15 protein-coding genes and 1 pseudogene are annotated in these 21,573 nt (G+C 57.4%); 8 read left to right on the forward strand and 8 right to left on the reverse strand.

Annotated elements, in window-relative coordinates; genetic code table 11:
* The first annotated feature begins 1,386 nt into the window (after nucleotides 1-1,386).
* The 7 genes from RAD04_RS06250 to RAD04_RS06280 all read left to right on the forward strand — a co-directional run bounded on the left by RAD04_RS06250 (nucleotide 1,387) and on the right by RAD04_RS06280 (nucleotide 13,419).
* A complete protein-coding gene (locus RAD04_RS06250) occupies nucleotides 1,387-2,415 on the forward strand; it encodes a radical SAM protein (RefSeq protein ID WP_461623042.1) in 1,029 nt (342 codons plus the stop codon).
* Between the two features lie 160 nt (nucleotides 2,416-2,575).
* Nucleotides 2,576-3,967, forward strand: a complete 1,392-nt coding sequence (locus RAD04_RS06255) for a Gfo/Idh/MocA family oxidoreductase (protein WP_461623043.1) — start codon at nucleotides 2,576-2,578, stop codon at nucleotides 3,965-3,967.
* A 167-nt stretch (nucleotides 3,968-4,134) separates the two neighbouring features.
* A complete protein-coding gene (locus tag RAD04_RS06260) occupies nucleotides 4,135-4,710 on the forward strand; it encodes a class I SAM-dependent methyltransferase (RefSeq protein ID WP_461623044.1) in 576 nt (191 codons plus the stop codon).
* Nucleotides 4,711-5,388: 678 nt separating this feature from the next.
* On the forward strand, nucleotides 5,389-6,135 hold the full coding sequence (locus tag RAD04_RS06265) for a YqcI/YcgG family protein (protein WP_461623045.1): 747 nt from the start codon (nucleotides 5,389-5,391) through the stop codon (nucleotides 6,133-6,135).
* A gap of 159 nt (nucleotides 6,136-6,294) precedes the next feature.
* Nucleotides 6,295-7,587: an APC family permease gene (locus RAD04_RS06270; RefSeq protein ID WP_461623046.1), complete on the forward strand. Its 1,293-nt coding sequence runs from the start codon at nucleotides 6,295-6,297 to the stop codon at nucleotides 7,585-7,587.
* 1 nt (nucleotide 7,588) lies between these two features.
* Nucleotides 7,589-8,686: a radical SAM protein gene (locus tag RAD04_RS06275; RefSeq protein ID WP_461623047.1), complete on the forward strand. Its 1,098-nt coding sequence runs from the start codon at nucleotides 7,589-7,591 to the stop codon at nucleotides 8,684-8,686.
* 3,725 nt (nucleotides 8,687-12,411) lie between these two features.
* Nucleotides 12,412-13,419 carry a cytochrome-c peroxidase gene (locus tag RAD04_RS06280; protein ID WP_375849172.1) on the forward strand — a complete coding sequence of 336 codons (1,008 nt, stop codon included), beginning with the start codon at nucleotides 12,412-12,414 and terminating at the stop codon, nucleotides 13,417-13,419.
* Between the two features lie 181 nt (nucleotides 13,420-13,600).
* Here the strand turns inward: RAD04_RS06280 and RAD04_RS06285 are convergent, their stop codons facing one another.
* Nucleotides 13,601-14,842, reverse strand: coding sequence for a cytochrome P450 (locus RAD04_RS06285; RefSeq protein ID WP_461623048.1), 1,242 nt, complete (start codon nucleotides 14,840-14,842; stop codon nucleotides 13,601-13,603).
* Nucleotides 14,843-15,290: 448 nt separating this feature from the next.
* On the opposite strand from RAD04_RS06285, the pseudogene RAD04_RS06290 reads away from it, so the two are divergent.
* Nucleotides 15,291-15,497, forward strand: a pseudogene (locus tag RAD04_RS06290) (IS110 family transposase); the annotation flags it as partial.
* A gap of 131 nt (nucleotides 15,498-15,628) precedes the next feature.
* Here the strand turns inward: RAD04_RS06290 and RAD04_RS06295 are convergent.
* From RAD04_RS06295 to RAD04_RS06325, 7 genes are all read right to left on the reverse strand, one after another.
* Entirely contained in the window at nucleotides 15,629-15,880 is a 252-nt protein-coding gene (locus RAD04_RS06295; protein ID WP_461623049.1) for an HAD family hydrolase, read from the reverse strand.
* Between the two features lie 38 nt (nucleotides 15,881-15,918).
* Nucleotides 15,919-16,353 (reverse strand): HAD family hydrolase, encoded by a 435-nt coding sequence (locus tag RAD04_RS06300; protein ID WP_461623050.1) that lies wholly within the window; start codon nucleotides 16,351-16,353, stop codon nucleotides 15,919-15,921.
* Entirely contained in the window at nucleotides 16,350-17,123 is a 774-nt protein-coding gene (locus tag RAD04_RS06305; RefSeq protein ID WP_461623051.1) for a phosphoribosylaminoimidazolesuccinocarboxamide synthase, read from the reverse strand. The genes RAD04_RS06300 and RAD04_RS06305 overlap by 4 nt, the downstream gene beginning before the upstream one ends.
* A 569-nt stretch (nucleotides 17,124-17,692) precedes the next feature.
* Entirely contained in the window at nucleotides 17,693-18,823 is a 1,131-nt protein-coding gene (locus RAD04_RS06310) for an aminotransferase-like domain-containing protein (RefSeq protein WP_461623052.1), read from the reverse strand.
* Nucleotides 18,824-18,834: 11 nt separating this feature from the next.
* Nucleotides 18,835-20,418, reverse strand: coding sequence for a class I tRNA ligase family protein (locus RAD04_RS06315; RefSeq protein ID WP_461623053.1), 1,584 nt, complete (start codon nucleotides 20,416-20,418; stop codon nucleotides 18,835-18,837).
* A gap of 1 nt (nucleotide 20,419) precedes the next feature.
* On the reverse strand, nucleotides 20,420-20,749 hold the full coding sequence (locus RAD04_RS06320; protein ID WP_461623054.1) for a cupin domain-containing protein: 330 nt from the start codon (nucleotides 20,747-20,749) through the stop codon (nucleotides 20,420-20,422).
* A gap of 26 nt (nucleotides 20,750-20,775) precedes the next feature.
* The gene (locus RAD04_RS06325; protein ID WP_461623055.1) at nucleotides 20,776-21,555 is read right to left on the reverse strand and encodes a phytanoyl-CoA dioxygenase family protein; all 780 of its coding nucleotides are present in this window, start codon (nucleotides 21,553-21,555) and stop codon (nucleotides 20,776-20,778) included.
* Nucleotides 21,556-21,573: the final 18 nt, after the last annotated feature.

Consider the following 21,573-nt stretch of genomic DNA (forward strand, 5'->3'; position numbering starts at 1 on the left):
GCCACAGGCGTCTGACAAGTTTGAGCTGGGTGATCTGCCCCCGCTCTGTCCGTTGGAGCAAAGTGATCGCCGCTCGAACCGCCGCTGCCGTTGGTAGCACCGCGGGGTGAACGAGGCAACGCGACTGGCGAGAGTGCGCTCCATTCATGGTAACGGCTCGGTGGCGGCTCTGCGCCGCATCAGTAAGCGGATTCGGCGATGATCCCGCGTGCTTCGAGCAGGGTTGGCACGTAGCTTGGATCGCTGCGACAGTCACCCTCTCTCCCTTCGAGAATGTATCCCGTCCGACCGTCTTGATACCAGCGATCGTTCTGGCCGTGGGTTCCGCGAAAGTATTCAAGATCGGCCTTCTCGCACCGGCTGCGTGTTACCCATTTTCCGGCGATAGTGCATCCTTAGGCGAGCCCAAAGTTCAGCCCATTTCGGCATTCGGCGGCCCACTGATCATCGAACCATGACAGGTGCTGATCGAGGGAACTCTGCCGCGATGCGGAAGGCATCATGGCGTTCACCGCGACACCTGTTGAACCAGCTTTCCGCCATGACCGGTCCGGCGTACGATCTGCTTGATCGGCGTTCTGCCTTTCGACAGGAAGACCATGAAGCAATATGTTGGGCTAGACCGTCGTGTCTGCAAGCAGGCACCGCATACGGAGAACATCGGTCGGGCGATGGCGAGTTAGCTGTGCCATGAACTTCACAGAGTCTCGGTGCGCATAAACAAGAGCGAGACGTCATGGTACCCTCAGCTTTGTTGGCGGCATTGAGCTGGTCACCGGTAAGGTCACGCGCTCGTTAAAGACCGTCGCCGCAGCCGAGAGTTCATCGAATTCTCGACGCCGCCCATTCGGTCAGGACCGTCATCAAGTTGATTCCCGACAATCATTCCGCGCACATTTCGGGAGAAATTAAGGCCTGGCACGACACGCGACCGGCGACCTGCTTTGAGTTTCCGCACTCTAAGGGCCGTTTGACAGCTGGAGTTGCCTCCACGTCCTGTGCTGTCCTGAATTCGCTTACGGGCATCGGGTAATTGTCGGTCGGAGTCAAAGCGACGCGGGGCCGCGTCGGTGACGTGAACAACGTCTCGTTTGACAATTGGTCGCGTCGCGCCCCTGAAGCTTCGAGGTGTTCTGCAGAAAAGGAATTTGACGTTGTAGCGAACACAAATTGGCGATGGACGTCGAGAGCGATGGAAAGATTGTGTTACTCGGCAATCCCAAGAGCGTGGGTGCTTCTGTTTGGAACCAAACGCATTTGATGTCGAGAACCCGCCAAGCTGTTTGCAGAGCGACATTGGGCGTCCAAACTCGTCGGCGCTTCGTCGCGTCGCGGACTGGCATAAATCCTGCTGCAACCTTTCTGGGAGAAAGCTAGGAGGATGCCATGTCAAGCGACCATCCGCTACCCATTGTCTTCAACCACGCGAGAATTTGCGTATCTTTCTACTGCAATCTTCATTGCGAGCACTGCTATGTTCCTGAAGAGTATCGGGATCAATACAAGCGGCTTTTGGAGCCATCACAACTATCTATCGAGGAGATGACGGAGTTCGTCGACCTTCTCGTCGACAAATATTCGCTGAGAAAAGTCTCTTTGACGGGTGGCGAGCCGCTTCTCAAGCGCGTGTTTCCGCGCACGGCAGCCGTGATGGCCCATGCGAACAAGCGAGGCCTTCACGTGCAACTGAACACAGGAGGGCTCGGCCAGGTGCCAATTTATGACGTCGCCTCGTTCTTCGACGATCGCGAGAAGCTGACGTTTCAGTTCAGCTTTGACGGTGCGAAGCGGAACACGGTGGACCGCTTCCGGGGCAAGGCGGGTGTTTACGATTCTGCGCTCCGGCAGATGGCTGAGGCGGCCAATTGCGGGGCCTTGGTGCAGGCCAGGATGACGGCCAACCGGCACAACATCGGTGAGGCGCTCGACGCCTACCGGCTCCTGTCGTCGATCGGCGTCTACTCCTTCAGGGTCAAGCCGATGTTCGCCTCGGGCGTTGCCCTCGGCAATGAGGATGCGCTCTTGGGCTCGGCTGACGAAATTCGAGAACTGCAGGAAGCCCTGATGGAGATTGCTGCGCAGCCCAGCTCGGCGCGCCTCGAACTGCCGCCGCCGATTTTCATCGATACGTCGCAGCCGCGGCCAAACGTCAGATATACCGAATGCGACTGTGGTGCCACCGCGGTCTACCTCTCTACGGACGGCGATTTGTATCCCTGCTCCTTCGTCGTTGGGGATCCCGATAGCCGCGAGTTCCTCCTCGGCAATATCCGATCGCCGGAATTCGACCTGGAGAAGGTTTGGCGTACCTCGCCGGCCCTCAGGAAATTTCGGGCGAACAGCGGCTGCGGCCAATGCCCGAGCCAGGTCGCCCTCCTGAAGAATGTCGAGAACCGTGCGCTTTCCTGCGCCTGACCGGGCGAACGATGAACGAAAAGCGGTCTCCACATCGGGCGGTTCTCGGTGCGCGAGGAGGCAGCATCCCACCTTGTCAGCGTCCGTCAGGTCGACCCAGTGTCTGCCCTCATCGCGTCGAAGTTCTGATTGCGGCAAAAGTGAGAGAGTATCAGAAGGCATGCGAGGAGACATCATTCTCGTCGGGCTCGGTGCTTATGCCCGGGCGAGATATATTCCTCTAATCGAGGATGCTGTCTCCAGCGGTCGAGCATCGGGCTTCCATGTCGTCGAGCTCGACACTGCGCGAGACGACATGGTTGCCTTTTTCCGGACCCGCTCCTGCAAGCCGGCGAGCCTCTCATGGGTACCCGATCTCCGGCGACGGGCGATCTGGTATTCCGGCCATGGGGAGGACGTCCTGACGGCTCTGGCACGTCCAGGCACGAAAGTGATCGTCTCGACCGAACCCAAGGCTCATTTGGGCTACCTGCGCGCGGCGCTTGGACTTGGCCTTGATTGCCTGGTCGACAAGCCCATCGTTCTTCCCATGGGGTCGAATGGACGCCCTGCCGCGGACCGTCTGGTTGGTGCGGTAGCCGAGCTTAAGGAGATCTGCGATCGGACTGGCGGCCGTTGCGTGGTCATGACGCCGCGCCGATACAACGCAGTCTACGAATTGATTGGACGCTATGCGCGCCGCGCCTCCCGAAACCTTGGCACGCCGGTCACCTATATTGGTATCGAGCATCACGCGGGAGTGTGGAACACGGAGGAGGAGATCCTCTCCCGGGAGGACCATCCTTACCGCTACGGCTACGGAATGCTTTGCCATTCCGGTTATCACTACATCGACATTCTCTCCGGTCTCCTGGCTCACAATGAGGACCACTTCGGCAGTCTTGCGCTTGAGCTGGATGTCCACCGGGCGACCGCCGCCGACCAGGTCGAGCAGATTGGCCCGGATCCGGTGCGCAGGCTTCGCGGCGACGCGCCAGACGCTCGACTGTTACCCGCGCCACCGTTCTGGGGTGAGACGGATATTGTCTCGTCCGGAGCCGCAAGGCGTCCCGGAAGCCGCGATACCGTCTGCCTGTTTCGGCTCGACCTTCTGCAGACCAGCGTGTCGCTTCGCAACTGGCGGCAACTGCCAACCGATGTTTACAACAAAAACGGACGGTACGGGTCCGAGACCATCCGCTTGAATATCGGTCCCTTCGCAGCGATCGAGGCCAGGATCTTCAAGCGCGCACATTTGAGCACGGAAGCTCATCCGCAACTGAGAAGGGAGGCGCACATCACGCTTTGGCGCAATGCCGGTTTCCTCGGCGGCGCAGCCTTACGCGAACGGGTTTATCCCGCGCGGGACACACTTATCCGAAACGCTGATCTGGGGGCTGGCCGCAAAAGGCTGTTTGACGATTGGCTGGCGGGACGGAGCGACAAGAGTTCCCTCGATTCGCACACGCGGACGATATCGCTCTTTGCTCACTATTTGGCAGCGCTCACGACGGATGGAGCGAACAGAGATCAAGCGCCCCAATTACGCACTGTCAGCAAAGTGCTGGCATGAATGCCGTTGCTTCGGCTTCAGCGCGCCGTCGGCATTCTGAGCTCGCCGTGTTCGCCGGAAACGGTCCGACCTTGGCCATCGTTGATGGTGACCGGGATGGGAAGGCGCTTGGCCGTGGGTACGGCATGCCAGATGTATTTTCCGACCAACTGCGCGACGAGTGATGAATGGTGACCGTCATGACGTCCTATTTGACGGGAGCCATCCTCTGCCCAGCAATTACCGGGCGCACAGGGCAGTCGGTTCATGCACGCCTAGTGAAGATCCTTCGGCAGAATCTAAGGTGCCGCTTTCTCGAGATCGGCGTAGGGCCGACCTTCAGGCAGGAGCGGTTCAGGGCCATCAACGACCTCGGCATCCACTATGTAGGCTTGGATTTCGAACATGTTTGCGCCGAACGCCGGGCTGACCCGGCCGCGGCCAGCATCGCCGATCGAAACATCACCTTTCTGGGAAATCCGCCAGGAACATACCTGTTCAACTTGATTAGGTTGGCGAGGAATCGAGAGACTTTCGACATCATCCATCTCGACGATAGCCATTCGATCTATGTCGATTTGGCGGCCGCCATCGCAGCAGTACGGCTATTGAAGCCTGGCGCCCTCTTCCTTTTCGACGATGTGAGGTTCTGCTTCGGAAGGCGACATTTGATCCAGACCACAACTCAATATGCGGATGCCAATCAGGCCAGGCAGTTGAGCGAGGATGAGGCCAACGAACCGCACGTCGCGATCCGGGACTAGCTGATCCCTTTGTTCAGCTTTGAGGTGGAGCTGTCGTGGTCGGATCCTGATTGGATCGCACTCCGAGCGCCCAGGTCCGTTGCGTGGATACGGATTTGACGGTTCTCCCACGATCGGTTCTTCGATCGACGTCTGCACGAAATGCAATCTCGACCGACGCCGGCAGGGGCAGCCGTCATGTTGGGACGCATCGCGTGCGGTCGCGCTTGCCTAGACGTCACATCGTAGATCGGTCTTCACCGACGAGCTCGCTCCATAGGTGCGCGTCCGAAGCATGCGCGCCGATCCGAGCTCGCGCTTACGCTAGCAGTCATTGTCGGATCTCCGACGATGTCGGACATGGAAACATAGCGCTCTCAGATTGATCGTAGTGATTCCCGCTTGGCACGACACATGCACGACTATCCACAACGCCTACGCCACCGATCGGAGATCCCATGATCAGGTTCGCCGTGCAACGATCACCGAGCGAAAAACTGCGCTTTTCGATCCGACGCGGACGTTGCCGGGAGTCTTCATCTGATCGATGTTTTCACGCCGTTGATGTGTCAGGCCGAGCTGTAAACGGACATGCTGCAACAACGTATGAGATCGCTCGCTGCAGAAGCGGTTGGTTGCGGGCAGAGGGGCTCGGGCCATCGCACACAGCGCCCAATGCACAAATTGAGGGGAGAAAACATGCTATTCAGTCAGGAAGAACTTGCTAACCTCCCTACAAGATTCCGCTGGGGCCACTCAGCTATTTCGCACATCCTTTCGAAGTTCGAAAATGAAGCAGAACCCCGCACTGCATTTCCCTGCATTTTCGCGCGGAACGCGGTTAAGCGCGGGAATTTGCGTTTCCTCCTTATTCCATACGAACTCGAAAACTCACGGTATGAACTTAACCTTCTTGCTTCTGGTCTACGCACCTACGTTGATCAGATCAATATCGATGCGCTCGATGTCAACCACAACCGGTCACTCCTGGTGCTCTTCGAGCCGGTAGCGACCTTCACGACCACGGATCAATTCAAGCAGATCTTCATCGAGGCGATGCAGTATCTCCTCGATGAAGATCAGCGACCTTGGCCTCCGCACGTGTCCAAGGATCCCACGCATCGCACCTGGACGATGTGCTTTCACGGCTGCGAACTCTTCGTGAATGTAAGTCATCCAGCACATGTTCTCCGCAGAAGCAGAAACATGGGCGCCGGACTAGCTTTCGTGATCAATCCGCGAAAGATCTTCGATATTGCTGCTCCTGCCAATCAGCAGGGCAGGGCCATCACTGCAAGGATCAGACAGAATATCGACGTCTACGATGGCGTCACACATAGCGGGCTGCTGGGATCGTACGTTCTGGGCGAAGCGCAGTGGCAGCAATACATGATACCCGACAACAATGAGGACGCCCCACTCGAGTGCCCTCTGCACTTCAGGTGATGGTCAGTGTATCAGCGGCTTCGTCCCTCTCTCACTTGAACCCTGAGCGTGACTGAGCGGGACGGCTCGCCCATGGCGAACTCAGCGACCACGTCGATCACAGCACAGCTTTTGTAAATTGGCTTACCCCTCTCGCTAGCCGGGCGATGGACAAATCGTGTGGCCGGCTATCGCGAGGGTCCTTATGTCGAGGTCAGCGTGAAACATGAAAGCGAGAGCAAACTCGAGGGACATTTGGGGCTTGCCTCCGGGGTTTTGCTGATCGTCACAGTCATCCTCGGATCCGGCATCCTTGTCCTTCCCGGATTTGTGTTCGAGAAAATTGGCCAGGACGGCATCTACACGTGGTTCGCCTGCTGCTTGCTCTCTGCACCAATCCTGGCGACGATGGTCCTGTTAGGAGGCGCATATCCCAGTGCCGGCGGTGTTGCACACTATGCCAAGCTGGCCTTTGGCCAATACCTGGAATTGCTGGTGTCACTGCTGTTCCTGGGAGCGATAATGGTGGGCTTGCCATCCATCACCCTTGCGGGGTCTGTCTACCTGCAGAAGCTAACCGGCCCCAGTGTGGACGTCCATTTGCTTGCCGCGTTGCTCATCTTGCTGGCTGGTTTCTTTGCCCTTTCCGGTGGCGAGGCACTCCGTCGAGGCGTGAAGCTCATCGGCAGTTGGTCGGTCTTTTTATTGGTAGGCGCGCTTTTCGCCCTCATTGTTCTGGCGGTGCGGGCCAACGGTGTTCGGTTCGATCGTCCCGCAAACGTTCTGTCGATTGCGAGCCAGATTCCCGTGATCTTCTTCTCCTTCACCGGTTGGGAGGCCGCGTCCCATCTAGCTGCAGACTTTCGGAATCCAAAAAGGGATTTTGGCCTGGCGATGCTCTTGGCCTTTGTTCTTGTCTGCGGGGTCTACATCTGCAGCGCAGTGCTCGTCCATGTCGCTGATATCAAGTCGAACTTCAATGCGCCAATATTTCAAGCTGCGGCGGAGCTTGCACCATCCGCGCCAGGCTGGCTGATTCCCCTGCTTGGCATATCGTTGATCGCGGCCAACCTCTTCGGGTCAGTTGTAGCCATCTCACGGCTCGTCCTGTACCTCTCCGGACGACGCTTCCTTCCGGCCTGCCTCGGTTGCCTGCACAATGGTGCGCCCCGGAACAGCGTCTATTTCGTGGTTGCATCCTTGGTGTTGGTCGTGGCCTGCGACCAGATTGGGTGGCTCGACATCGAAATGATGTTCAGTCTGGCTGGGATGAATCTTCTCTTCATTTACATGATTTCGGCACTTGCGCTGGTGAGGCTCCGGCGAGGACCGGTTTCGTGGCTCCTCGCTACTCCGATTGTGATTTGCTCTGTGCCGATTATCGTTGGCGTCAAGTCTTCTCACCCTCTTATCGCATCGACGGCCATCCTCGCATACGTCTTGAGCCGCAACCATCGAACGGAGTTGACTTGATATGAATCAATCCGTCGTCAACGAGATGTTCAAGGCCCTCTCGATCAAAGAGGGCCTGCTGCCGCTGAAGGCGACGCCATTCTATCAAAGGAAGATCAAGGAAGAGGTCGAGGCGTTAGGCAATCATCTGGGCCCGCTTCACCGAGTGTCCTTTCCAACGCAAGACAGATTGTTGTTGAGGGTCCCGAACGAGGTGAAGGACTTCGTCGACGATCGGTCAAATGCGGTCGGCCACGCCCACAAAACGTCCGTCGTCAAAAAGTACGTTGACCGCATACTTTTCCTCACCACATCGGAATGCTTTGGGAATTGTCAATATTGCTTCCGCACAGACGTGCTTACAGAAAACAGTGCTGCTGACATACGAACTGGACGACTTGCTGATCTGCACATGCTGCGTGAATATCTGGGCACCCACCCGGAAGTCACGGAGGTTATCCTGTCGGGCGGTGATCCGTTAATTCTGCCGGCATCCAGGCTGACGGAGATCATCGAGTGGATCCGTTCGGTTCCATCGGTAAAGTCAATCCGAATTCATACAAGGGCGATTGTGTATGAACCAAAAGCCTTCACTGCGGAGAAAATTGATATTTTTGCGAAACACAATGTTCGCATCGTCTTTCACATCGTGCACCCATATGAAATCTGCGAAGACGTTTCTGAAAAGGTCGAAAAACTTCGAGAGCGCAAGGTGAGGCTGTACAATCAATTTCCGTTGTTACGTAACACCAATGACCACCATTTGGTCCTCTATCAGCTCCTGGAGAGGCTCGACGAGATGGGCGTACGCAATCTCTCGATCTTCATTCCGGATCCCATCAACTTCTCCGCGGCATTCCGCGTGCGTTTGAGTCGGATGTGGCGCATCGCTGATCATCTAAACGCCACCTCACCATCATGGATCAATTCGACACGCTTTGTATTCGACTCCAAGGTCGGAAAAGCGCGGCGAGAAAACTATATTGCGACGGATGATGGCGATGTTGCGACCTTTGTGCGCGACGGAAATCCGATTTTGTTTCCCGACTTTCCTGAGCATCTTGATGTCCCCGGAAAGATCGAATTGATGCTGTGGAAAGAGGGGGGCCACAACAGCTGAGGTTGCGAGAGCGGGGCCTGCTGCCAGTTCGGTGGCAGATAGGGTGCTCAAGAGCCGCAGGGTGCGAACGCGGAGAAAGAAAGTCTGCAGCAAAGGTGAGAGCGGATTGTGAGGCTGGTCAACGGGTTGAATGCTGTTCGATCTTGAAGCGTGACCCGGAGTGCGGAGTCCGGTCTATGTCGCCCACCCGTTCCGAGATGATCTCACCCATCATTCTGAACTCAAGTCGCTCTTGTTCGAAGAAGATGTCGCCCACGATTCCGCGATGATGTCGCCCCGGGGTGACGAGGCCTCTTCTGGCGCCCATACGGTCGCCCTTTCGGCTTGCAACGGGGGACCATGGTTGCCGACGCAGAGGCTTGCAATGCGACATGTGCGCGGGTGATGAAGATGAAGGCAGGCATACTGCCAGGCCGCGAGATTGCGCGGCGGGTCGGGCGGCACCCTCGACGATGCGGGTGGCGGTCCGGCGCTTCGGGGCCGTGGGCCTGAGTTGTTAGTCGCCGGACGATGTGACCGACGTGGTCTTGGAAGCGCGGCTGTTTGCCCGATCCGTCATCAGCCGGCGACGGGCAGCGGCGGCTTGCCGAAGAGCGACTGCGTAACCGTGCACCGCGAACTCAAGCGCAGGTAGGTGACGCTGCGATCTACCGGAAGAGGACATTGCCGCCGAGCCCGGCTTCTATCGGGACTCACGCTTCTGCGAGGTCATCGCCAAGCGAACATGGGCTTTCCGGCGAGTGCGGCAAATTCCATGGCGGAGCTTGGGCCGGTACCGCACTTTTGCGGTGGCAATGGAGTGCGGGCTTCCGGTGTTACGCGTTCAACAAGTGTATGGGATTTCGGGAGGACAACTAGAAGGACCGTGGTGGGAATTGGTCTTCCACACCACGGTCAAGGGATAAAGGGACTAACTCAAGCGCTGGCAGTGCTCACACTTAGGCCGACCGCCCGTGCCAGAGGCTAGATATTGCCTCTCGATATTGTTGCCTTCGGTGCACTTATCGTTGTCGTGGTAGACGTTCTTTGTATTTGGCTTCTTTGAATGAAAAGGAGCTACTTTCGCCATGATGCAGTCTCTCGAATTACGAGTGCCCGGAATTGAGCGCTCGTTTTGCTGCATGTCATGTTTCTACAACTTTTGGGAGTCCATAAAGATTGGATGCGTCGCCGCGGGCTGCGTCGCATCAATCGCCACAGACCTAAAGCTCGACGGCGTGCGCTTTTGTAAGGGCGCGAACAGGGATCTTGTTTCGAAATACTGCGCAATTTAGCAATAAGAGCTGTATTTCTGCGTGCTTTGCGACTGGGCTGCCGGCTTGCAGCGAAGTGAATGTGCTATCCGGATTGGTAAGGTTCTCTAGGCGAGTGTGGCGGAGGAAATTCGGTGCTACCAAAGAAATACGCCGCACGCGCAAATATCGTGTGGGGCCTTTGCGCCCAGAGCCGAGCGCGCGCATGTGGTGGCGGCCGACGCAGCGTCGCGATCGAGACACACGCCCGCGCTGGCATTGGCTCAGCGAATGACAATGTTCGCACGGTGCTGCGAAGGGTTCTGGGGTTATTTGCGCGAAACGATCATGAGGTCAAAGTGCCGGGTCTTTCCGAATGCGTAACCGCGACAGGACCGATTGTTTTGACTTGTCTGCATCCCGTATCGTTTTCCGCAATATTACACAGCCGGGCAAACGACCAAGATGAGCATCTGCAGCGAGTCCCTATTGGTAATCGCGCGTGAGCATTCCATGCCAGGAGTTGGGCCTATCGGCGAGATCATGGCGGCCGGTCTCCATCGCGCGGGCGCGCGGCAGGATACCGCCGGCTGCTTGTTTGAAGCCGGAAAATCTCTACCCCGCGCTGTTATCGAGGATCTGGTGTTGTCTGTGAGTTCCTGCCTTACGAGCGTTGCACCGGCTCAGCTCTGCGGCGAGGGGGCGCCATGAGAATCGACCGCGAGGTGCATGCCTTACGTCGGGAGAGCCGGCAGGCTGCGCCCATCATCGACGGCTCCATGCAAACGCTGGAAGGCGACGCGCGAGAATCGGAGATCACCGGGTTGGTCCTGGTTGAGCTAGCCTTCCACCAGGCGAGCCGGACCCGGATGGGAGAGACTCACTGCGCCTCTCGTGCAAGCGCTGGCGCCTGAGGTGCTGGAGATGTGGGGTCGATCAGGTGCCGTGGGTTTGGCGTTAATCCTCACCGATCCCGATTCACTGGCCGAATCCCTTCAGCCCGGCCTCCAGCTGGGCTTGCATCTGGAGGTATCGGGTGACCTCAGCACCTGGCAGAGTCGCTGCTGGCCGACGGCCATCGACTGGTCTTCTACGGCTTCGGACTCGCGGACAGCGCCCGCGGGGGAGCCAAGGTGTTGGTGAAGCTGTCGGGGATCGGACGCGTCCCAGATGGCTGGGCCCAGGCAGCCGCGGCCAGGATGCTGCAGGAGCTGCGGCCGAAACCGCTGCTGGGGCTCGGAGTGGCCGCACATGATGGCTGCCCACGCCTACGCGCCGTCGTATGCGCAGACGCTTCATTGGCTTGAGGGTCTCGTTCCAGACGAGGGCGGCGGAGGGGCTGATGACATGTTTGATCGATTTCCAATCTTCGACGTTGTCTTGGAACGCCGTGGACGAAGATGGCTGTGGTCGATTCGCACGACCGAAGGCGCGCTGGTCATGACAGGGTCAAGAAGCAGCCGATCCGGTGCGCGTTATGAAGCTCACAGGGCACTCTTTCTGATGCTGCTGAGCGCGCCGTACGGTTCGCGGCCCTCGGGGGGAGAGATCCAGGCTAACAAACAGGGTCGCGCGGGGCGTTCGCTTCCGCCCAAACTTTAGAGCCATTTGACCTTTCGAAGAAGACGCGCTCGTGGCCGGCATCTGTTAGCTCGACCGGGTCTGGCGGGCTGACCAGAGCAGCTCTCGGCAGTTGTTGGAGGCCCTCTTTGCAGCCCGATATGGCTACGCTGCGGATGCGAGGAAAGGCGATGTTCGTTGGGCGCCAACTTTCGAACATCCATCTCAACACCGAGGCGTGCCCGATATTTTCACTTTAGCGGTCCCAGCGTAAGCGCTGTGGTTCGTATCCCTGGTGGACGCAGCGCTCGTGCACTTTCCTTGCTGTCGTAAGGCCATCGAACAAATGCATCCCCGGCCAAAGGTTCGTTTGATAATTGCCAGTGTTCCGGCTACTCAAACCAGCGGTGTCCGATTTCCGACATAGGCTGCAATCGCTCCGATCGTGCGATACGATGTGCTCAGCGTGCGGTTTTGCGCTGATTTCGCGAGCGCCATAACTGGTACAAGTCTTGCTGTTCTCACTCCCGGTCGTCGGAAGTTGCGGAGGCCTGTGTGCACGGAATCGTCTCGATCAAGCTGGCTCTCGACTTCGCGCAGACTGTGCGTGCACCCGAATCATGTTCGTAGACCAGAAGGAAAGATATCCTTGTCAGAGTTGTCTTAGCTGGATTCACGCCGCGGTCCGGTCAGTCTAAAAGGCGCTGCCTGCGCCCCGCGATCAGATCGAACACCGCAAATAGCCACAACGTAGTCCGGCTTGACGTGCTTTCGCGCGACCGGACTACGCCATGCAGGATAGCCGCACACGGTGTCGTGCCTTTCAATTCCCCAGAGCATCAATGAGAACTGCTACCGATGAGACTTACTAGAAAGAAGTGCGTGATCCTGGAATACCCCCTTGTACGGAAGTTGTGCGCTGCAGCCATTGCGATGCTGGTCACATCACACGCTGGTGCAGAAGATGATTTGATGAAGGCCGCTAGGCGAACATTCAAGCCGATCCCCTCGGTCGTTCCTGCGGTGAAGGACAACCCGGTCACCCACGAAAAGGTCGAACTCGGCAAGATGCTGTTCTTCGATCCGCGCGTGTCAGGTAGCCAGATAATCAGCTGCAATACCTGCCACAATCTAGCTACGGGCGGAGTAGATGCCGGTCCGACGTCGGTCGGTCACGGCTGGCAACTGGGGCCACGTCGGGCCCCAACCGTCTATAATGCGGTATTCAATGTGGCGCAGTTCTGGGATGGACGGGCGGCGGATCTCAAGGCGCAGGCAAAGGGCCCTGTGCAGGCGAGTGTCGAAATGAACGCGACCCCAGAGCATGTGATCAACACGCTAAGCTCGATGAGCGATTATGTGATCATATTCAAAAAGGCGTTTCCAGATGAGGCGTCACCGGTCACCTTTGACAATTTCGCGCGGGCGATCGAGGCCTTTGAGGCGGTTCTTATTACGCCCGCGGCCCCTTTTGATCAATATCTCGAAGGCAACGCGAATGCTCTCAACGATCAGCAAAAATCAGGATTGAAGCTATTCATGGAAACAGGATGCTCCTCTTGTCACAATGGAATCAACGTCGGTGGTCAGGCGTTTTTTCCTTTTGGCGCGGTCGAAAGGCCAAGCACAAGCCTGCTTCCGACAGTCGACAAGGGCCGATTCGCGGTCACCAAGGTGCCCGGCGACGAGTACGTTTTTCGTGCAGCGCCGTTGCGTAACGTCGCGTTGCGACCGCCATACTTCCATTCGGGTCAGGTTTGGAGCCTTAAGCAAGCCGTTGGTGTGATGGCTGAAGTTCAGCTTGGCGCCAAGCTTGGCGATAAGGAAGAAAACGATATCGTCGCATTTCTGAATTCGCTGACTGGGCAGCTGCCGAGGATCGATTATCCGATGCTGCCCACCCGGACCGACACGACGCCGCTGCCGTCTACAGGAAAATAGCTCGTTCTATCACTGTAGCGGCGCGTGTTTGTTGGGAGAAGGGACAATGCAGGGGAGTCCCATCGAGGCCAAAAATGCTTGCGACTGAGAGAATCCTCTCCCAGCAGTAGAACTGCTCCGACCGACTCACGGTTGCAAGCTCTGGCTTCTCTCAGGGCGATTGCAAGGAGCAGCCTATTCCCTAAGCTGCCATCTGCACTGGGAGGGCGGAATAACCGTGCACGAAGTTGGATGCGACTCGTTCCGGCTCGCCGACAACCTTGATGTCAAGGCGCCTGTCCAGCATCTCCTCCCAAAGGATCTTCAGCTGCAGTTCCGCAAGGTGTCTTCCAACGCAGCGATGGATACCGAACCCGAACGAGAGATGTTGCCGTGGAGTCTTCCGATCGATGATGAAGCTGTCAGCCTGGTCAATGACCTCATCGTCCCGGTTCCCGGAAATGTACCACATGACGACCTTATCGCCTCGTCTGATATGCTTGTTGCCTATCACGATATCGACCATGGCGGTGCGGCGCATGTGTGCGATCGGCGTCTGGTAGCGTATGATCTCGGAGACGGCACTCGACACGAGCACAGGATTCCCGCGTAGCTTCCGGAACTCGGACGGATTCTGATTCATGAACAATACGCTTCCACTCATCGAATTGCGCGTGGTGTCATTCCCGCCCACGATCAGCAGGATGAGGTTGCCCAGGAATTCGCGTGGCTCCATATTCCGAGTCGCCGGTGAGTGCGCCATCATCGAAATCAAGTCCGCGCGGGGCTCGGCATTTCTGCGCTCGTTCCAAAGTCTTGTGAAGTAGTCCAGGCACCCGGATAGGACTGCCCGTCGCTTCTCCCAGGTGTCGATCTCGTGGCCAGTTCGCGGAGTTGTGGCGGCGACGTCCGACCAATAGGTCAGCAGCCGCCGATCCTCAAATGGAAAATCAAACAGCGTCGCCAACATTTGCGTCGTCAACTCGATCGAGACCTTATCGACCCAGTCGAAGGTTTCATTGCGCGGCAAGCCATCCAGAATGGCCTTAACTCGCCGACGGATCAAGCCCTCGAGCTTGGCCAGATTCTCCGGTGCCACTATCGGGCTGATCGTGTTGCGCTGCTCGCCATGTTTCGGAGGGCTCATCTTGATGAAACTCGGAGTCCGATACTCCTCCGGCAAATCGACGATCGTGACGCCTTGCTCTGACGAGAACACTCCGTGAGTCATGTTGACTGCAACGATGTCGTGGTATTTTGTTATGGACCAATAGGGACCGTAGGGGCTATCTCTGCAGTAGTGGATGGGATCTTCCTTTCGTAACCGCTCGAAGTAGGGCCAAATGCTGTCATCCTGAAAGCGCTTGACGTCGCTGACATCCAGATCGCTCAGAAGAACATCATATGCCCCATCGCGCGCGTGACCTGCCGATATTGTATTCATGATCTCCCTCCGGCCTTAACCTCTCATCTTGCCTCCGCTCGCCTGGGCGAATTCCCATGATGGCTCTGAGAGCTTCCCACGATCTTTGATGGACCGACCGATCATTTCGCTTTCGGTTGCGAGCGATTGATCGGTGTGAATGGTCGAACAATATCGCAAGCCGGAGCGCAGCTCCCCCTATCATGATTGGGAGGCGCGTGAGCCTGCGTTCACTGCTATAATCGTTCCTCGCGCAACCGCTCAGCTGGTTGCAGCGTAATCGCGAGCTATCGCCGAAGTCTGGTGATGGCTTGGCTGGTCAGGAGGCGGCGGCTGTGGCTTGACTGACCTCGATCCCGTCGCCCGAATGTCAGACCGGGAACGAGTTTTGGCAAGTGATTGTGGCCATCGAGACGAACCAGCCTTTCTGCGCGACCGCTCGATCTGCTTGCGTTCTTAGCCGGGCTCGCTCGAGGCGTGCGCGACTGCGCGCCATTGTGCGCGCGAATTGATCGCGCTCGGCCACCAGGTCTGGCTGGTGCCGCCGAGCTACGTCAAGGCCCACCTCAGGCGCGGCAAGAACGACGCGGCGGATGCAGAAGCAATCTGCGAGGCGTTGACGCGACCGAGCATGCAATTCGTGCCGGTAAAGAGCGAAGAGCAGCACCTACTGCTTCTTCGCAGTGGATGTCCACTACCTACTCCTTGCCGGTTTGCCGGCGCACCAACTGTCGTGCTCAATCTGAGTGTGGCGCAGCGGCATCCGGAGTCACAAACGCTTCTTAGAAATGAAATTACCGGTACTGCTTATGCACCCTTGCCGAGGAGCGAAATGATGTCATCGAGCGTCGTTATGACAGCGACCGATTCGTCTTTTGGCAACGAGGCGTCACGGCAAAACCAGACTGCTCGGCATCCCGCGCCGCGTGCGCCCAGAACATCCGAGCGAAAGCTATCACCTACCATGATGACGCTGTCTGGCGCCTCACTCAAAAGGTCTAAACAGGCTTCAAAAGCGGCTTGGCTGGGCTTGCGATAACCGCAATCGCCGCAGAACATGACAAGATCGCAGTTGAGGCTGACGTTTGTGTGCCGACCTACCTCGGCTCGCCACAACCTGTGGCTCGTTCCCCAAGGTTATTGGACAAGATCGCCGTCCGGTAGCCCGTTTGGCGAAGGGTAGCAATGACTGTCTCCGCTTCTGGCATGAGCTGGCCACTAGCAAAGATTCGTTTGCAGAGGCGCAGCTCGAGTAGCGCTGCATCCGCGTCATCCATGTCGGGTGCCAGTACGCATCTCAACCGGTCGGCGAAAGAAACCACACGACAATCCTCGCGCTCTCTGTTCAGCGCCTGCAACGCTGCGCTAGCGACGGATCTCGGCGCTGTGACGGTGGCCAAATCTGTAAAGCTGGACGGATCGGTGAGAAAATCATGCAAGAACTCAACCTGTTCGGCCTCGGTCCGCAATGGATAGTCGCAAAGGGTGTTACCCCAGTCAAAGATGACGGCTCCTGGGTTGCTCATCTTCATGGAAGCGCTTTGAGCCGATCTAGAAATGCTCGCCACTGGCGGAGAATAGTTTCTGGATCTTTGCCTTTGCGCCAAAGGTCCTTGTCTAAACCATTTGACGCGTGCTTGGCTCGCATGCAGTCTGGTGAAACCTCGCCAAATATCGCATCGCCTTCGGCGGTGATAAAAAAGCAAATATCGAGGAGTTCAATTTCGCACGATGCCAAGACGCTCGCCAGCGCCTTGAAGGCTCGCAAAGCCAAAGGCCTGGCAGCATCCGTATCGATGAAGCGGTCCGCCAGCCAATTCGGCATGCATTCGTCCCGATGTGGTAGTGGGTTGCGCCAATCGAAGCGCACATAGGGTTCGTGTCGCTGATCGGGTCGGAGGTATCCGCCATGACGCGTTGGGAAAGTCTCCAACCCGAGGTAAATATGTTTTGGTGTCCCGACATAGGCGGCCTTCACGATGACCTCGATAGGCGGAGCCGCAACTCGCCGACTGATGTAATAATCTTCACCAACGTGAACGATCGTGGAAGGCACGCCCTCAGTCTCTAGCATCCGCCAAAGCCGCTCGCTGATGCGTAGGCGTAACCAGTCGGTGCCCTCAACTGTGGCAGCGCGATTTGCGGAGTACGAAAACAACGTGGGCTTTAAACGCACGATGACGCTTTGATCGTCGATAACGCGGATCACCTTCGATTCGCCCTCTGTCAACAAGGGCAAATCTTCGAACTTGGAGCGCCAGTGGTCCGGATACGGAAACGCGGCTCGTTCAATAGGCTGCATGAGGATTTCCATCTATTCGCTATGTTTCTGCGTACGGGACACTGTCCTGTCGTACGCAAGAGTCTTCGTGTTCGTACCGCCGAGGGCATCCCGACGAGGCTGTGAGCGACCGCGACCGCAACCGTCCAGGCGTCCCGTTGCACACCACCTCGTTCCGATTACAAGCGCGGTGGCGCAACGGCGGGTATTGTCAGGCGCTGAATCCGCCCCACATCACCGATTGCTCAGTGATATCCTTCCAACACGCAAATAGCGTGCCGGATTGAAACTGGCGCTTCTGCAAGCCTTGATCCAAGCATCTTCAAGAGCCTTGAAGCGTGCGTCGCGTCACATTGCTCGAACTGTCTCAAAACCGACAATCGACACTGAAGGATATCCGACAAGGTCAGTTGGATTGTAATGTACCCCGATTGTGGGGCCACGTACTCAGTTGGAAGGGGCCGCTCCGTTTGATAGGCGGAGCCCATGATGACGACGAAGACCAGACGCAAGATCGACGCGGCACTGAAGGCAAAGATCGCGCTGGAAGCCGTGCGGGAGCAGGCGACGTTATGTCGTGTGGAGTTTAGTTAGGTCGCGTGCAAGGTCCCCAATCGCGCCAGGCCCTGCTCAATGAGCGATGTGGGGAGATAGCTAAAACACAGGCGTACATGATCGCCACTTCGTGGGCCATAATCGCGACCATTTATGAGATGAACGGCGTGCTCGCGACGTGCAGCCTCAATGAAAGTCTCAACTTCGAGACCAGCAGCCAACCGCACCCAAAACGAGAATCCACCGCTTGGTACGACATACTCTGGCTCGCAAAATCGGCTGGACTGCAAGAGTGTATGCAGGATATCCCGCTTGGCACGATAATGCTGGCGCAAGCGCGCAATGTGCGCATCAATGGTGCCCGATTGCAACAACGCTAAAACGATATTACTGACGATGGGGCTTACGCCGCCATCGCATTTTAGCCGTGCAAGCCCGTTGATGATGTCCGACTCCGCAAGCACCCAGCCTACCCGTAACCCCGGTCCGGCGACCTTGGAGACGCTATGAATGTTGATCACGTTGCCGCCTGGTGCCAGCCAATCAACCGTGCCGTTATAGGGCAGCTCCGCATACACAAGATCCTGTACCAACGCCACGCCATAGTGGTCCAGCAGCGCGGCGACCCGGGCCATATGGGTGCGCGACATCTGGCGCCCAGTCGGGTTATGAAATGCTGGCGTCGTATAGAAAAGCTTCACGCGGGTATGACTACGCAACGTTGCTTCGAGTTCATTCAGATCGACCCCTTCTGCGCACATACCGAGCTGGAGGATGTTCGCACCTACGATCGAAAACGTTCGCAGTGCGCCCAAATAGCACGGCTCCTCGGTCAGGACCACATCGCCTGGGTCGATCCAAGCGTCGGCAATCAATTGCAACGCCTGTGAAGCGCCACCCGTAAGGATAACTTGGTCATGGCGCACACGGTAGCGCCCTGCGAGCTTTGTACGGAGCTCGGGTAAACCCAGCGCATCCGTATACTGCGGCAGATCGGTGGAGGCCACGCCGGTATCTCGGTTAAATGCATCCGGCCAGGCCAGCTCTGCAAACATCACCGGATCGGGCAGGCCGTAACCGAAATTGATGGCGTGCTTCGCACCTGAGTAAGAGAACGGGGCAAAGTCCTGAGCGAGAGCGCTGCGGTTGGAGGCCCGCGAAGTCATGGTTTCGTCTCTCAAACAGATTGCTTCACCTGTTCTGTGCGAAAACGCGTGTTGTACGCTGCAATGAAGTTCGCAGATACCGCCGCACTGAAATACGGGAAGTCCACTCTCGCGCTCGGCAAGGCAGCTGTTGCAGCAGGGTTCTCGAGGGACGGCTGCCAGGCTGCGCCGAAGAAATGCTGACCGTAGCGTATCGCTAGCTCAGGTACCACGGGATAAAGCAGACTTAGGAACAATGAGACCTTCGCAGCATTCCACATACCATTATCCTCGCGCGCAAAGTCGGCCACCTCGAGGTACATGTCGATGATATCAAGCGCATCCCAGAAACGCAGTGACTCGATCGCATCGGCATAACGCTGAACCAGGCTGCGGAGAGTAGGGCAGAGGGGCTCGTTGTCCACTGTGTGTGCGTTGTTGGCTGAGTGGCGTAACGCATCCTCCCAGATCCGAAGGCGTGACGCTGCCATGATCAGGCTGTCAACATCGAAGTCGTTCTTATTGCTGTCGAATGGCTTGGCCACGCGCGCCAGTGCGTAGCGGAGTACACTGGCGTCGACCTCTCGCGTCACTTCATCGGTCCAAAGGGCATGGTCACGACTGGTCGAAAACTTTTCGCCCTCGAGCTTGTAGAAGTCCTGGACGGAATGATTTTGGGGAATTGGGTAGCCGCGCGCAAGCAGGGTGCCTGTCACACCTACCGTGTAGTAGAATCGGTTATCCTGGCCCATGAAAAACAAAAGCTGGGTGTTCGGATCGTGCAATGCCGAGTGGGCGTCCAGATTGTCACGGGCACATAGCTCGCGAATTCCAGTGTCGAAACTCCACAGGCCCTCAAACCATGTGAGGAGGGTTTGGCCAATCAAATGTTGAGGCTGTGTCAGCTTGACACCATGACCGAAGTGGCGTGACATCGGCAAGCCATGTACGGCGCCGGCTAACCAAGTGCGCGCCTTGTCGCGGATAACCCCAGGCCAAGCGCTTTGTCCAATAGCGTTGTCCAGCGCCTGAGCCAGCCGGGGCATATCAAACACGGCCTGCTTGATCGGCCTTAGCCCAAGTGTGCTGCCGCACGTGGTGTGCCGCGCGTCGCGTAGGGTGTCGTGCTGGACAGCTAGGCCGCAGTTTTCGCACAAATTACTGTCGGTCGTCGCATCGCACGCCGGACAGGTGCCAACTGCCAGCGAGTCGGCCACGAATTCGTCGCAGTGTTCGCAATAGAGCTGGACACCGTCGCGCACGTCGACATAGCCGGCCTCCTGCAACTCGCGGAAAATCGCCAGCGCATTCTCTCTGTGGGTCTCGCTAGATGTACGCACAAACGCATCAGGCGTGATTTGCACCGCGCGCAAGCACTGCAAGATGTCGTGAATGTGCTTCTGTGCGACGTGGCTAACCGGTTGGCCGAGTTTTCGTGCTTTCACCAGCGTGTACGTGCCGTGCTCATCCGCACCCGTAATATAATACGCGCGATGGCCGGCCATACGCTGAAAGCGCTTGAACATATCGGCGAGTAAGTATACGCCGCCGACGTGACCGAGATGCAGCTTGCCGTTGGGGCAAGGGGGAGCGGGACAGACAAAATAGGTCCGCATGTCAATCCCACCAAATAGATAGAAATTTGAGAGGACTGTCCTGACTGACGTTGCGGATAGTGTGCTGCTGGTTTGGTCGCATGTAGCACAACGTCGTCTCGCTCACCGGCCTCATCTGGCCGTCGGCTTCGAACTCTCCATGCCCGGAAACCACCACCCAGAGTTCGTGCTCGTGGTGCCCGTGCAGATCGACCGCACCGCCGGGTGCGACCTCCACCACCGAGGCGCCGAAGCCGGGGCTGAGACCATCCGGAAGATGCTCCAACAGACGGCAGACCAGCACGCCATATTCCGTTCGCATCAATGAATGATCGATCTGCTTGGTGTGCACGACAGTCCTTCCTTCTGAATCGGCACTCAATCGCGATAGAATATGCCGTTAGGGGCGTTCAGGTTTTCCGGATCCGATAGCTTGCCTTCCGGTGGGTTGTAGGCGCGCTTCATGCGCATATACTCGGCACGCGTTGGACCTCCAGTCGATGCGCGCTGGAACACCAGATAGAGAGCGCGGCGGGGGCGATTGCTCTTATTTGGTAGTGAATAGTGGGGGGCGTAATCGTCGAAAATAAACACATCGCCGGCTTTCCATGACACCGGTTCCCATGTGAAGGTCTCGGCGACCTCTGGATTGATCACACCGCCGGCATCCATTGGAAACACTCCCTCCTTATGGCGACCTGGCGTGAAGAAAAGACCGCCGTTGTCAGGCTCCGAATCGTCGATGGCAATGGCTGCCACTGCATGCACCATGCGTTCCGGTATCTTGTGCGGGATATGATAAATGTCCTGGTGCGGGCGGTAGCCGCCGCTATCAGGATACTTGAAGATCAGCAGCTCCTTTAGCATCCGCGTGTCCTCATCGAGGAGCGTCTCGACAGTCGTGCGTATGCGGCCGTCGGCCAACAGCGCCTCGCGCAGAGCGTCATGGTAATCCAAGAAGTTCTCCACCTTTGAGATAATCTTGCGATTGCCGGCTGTCTTCTCGAACCACATCATCCATTTGTCGACGCTTACATCCCAGCGCGCGACATCGTCCACGAAAGTGGAAATCCCATCGCGAGCGGCTGGATCGAAAAAGCCCTCGAGCCGGAGATATCCGTCCTGTTGCCATTTCACTTTTTGCGCCTCGGTCAGCATAGGCGAGCTCCTTTCTCA

This window comes from Bradyrhizobium sp. 25ACV (assembly GCF_054863005.1).

What these genes read in the sequence shown, in the direction of transcription:
- RAD04_RS06250 (WP_461623042.1), top strand. Translation starts at nt 1,387, where the DNA reads ATGTCAAGCGACCATCCGCTACCCATTGTCTTCAACCACGCGAGAATT.
- RAD04_RS06255 (WP_461623043.1), top strand. Translation starts at nt 2,576, where the DNA reads ATGCGAGGAGACATCATTCTCGTCGGGCTCGGTGCTTATGCCCGGGCG.
- RAD04_RS06260 (WP_461623044.1), top strand. Translation starts at nt 4,135, where the DNA reads ATGGTGACCGTCATGACGTCCTATTTGACGGGAGCCATCCTCTGCCCA.
- RAD04_RS06265 (WP_461623045.1), top strand. Translation starts at nt 5,389, where the DNA reads ATGCTATTCAGTCAGGAAGAACTTGCTAACCTCCCTACAAGATTCCGC.
- RAD04_RS06275 (WP_461623047.1), top strand. Translation starts at nt 7,589, where the DNA reads ATGAATCAATCCGTCGTCAACGAGATGTTCAAGGCCCTCTCGATCAAA.
- RAD04_RS06280 (WP_375849172.1), top strand. Translation starts at nt 12,412, where the DNA reads ATGCTGGTCACATCACACGCTGGTGCAGAAGATGATTTGATGAAGGCC.
- RAD04_RS06285 (WP_461623048.1), bottom strand. Translation starts at nt 14,842, where the DNA reads ATGAATACAATATCGGCAGGTCACGCGCGCGATGGGGCATATGATGTT.
- RAD04_RS06295 (WP_461623049.1), bottom strand. Translation starts at nt 15,880, where the DNA reads ATGTTCTGCGGCGATTGCGGTTATCGCAAGCCCAGCCAAGCCGCTTTT.
- RAD04_RS06300 (WP_461623050.1), bottom strand. Translation starts at nt 16,353, where the DNA reads ATGAAGATGAGCAACCCAGGAGCCGTCATCTTTGACTGGGGTAACACC.
- RAD04_RS06305 (WP_461623051.1), bottom strand. Translation starts at nt 17,123, where the DNA reads ATGCAGCCTATTGAACGAGCCGCGTTTCCGTATCCGGACCACTGGCGC.
- RAD04_RS06310 (WP_461623052.1), bottom strand. Translation starts at nt 18,823, where the DNA reads ATGACTTCGCGGGCCTCCAACCGCAGCGCTCTCGCTCAGGACTTTGCC.
- RAD04_RS06315 (WP_461623053.1), bottom strand. Translation starts at nt 20,418, where the DNA reads ATGCGGACCTATTTTGTCTGTCCCGCTCCCCCTTGCCCCAACGGCAAG.
- RAD04_RS06325 (WP_461623055.1), bottom strand. Translation starts at nt 21,555, where the DNA reads ATGCTGACCGAGGCGCAAAAAGTGAAATGGCAACAGGACGGATATCTC.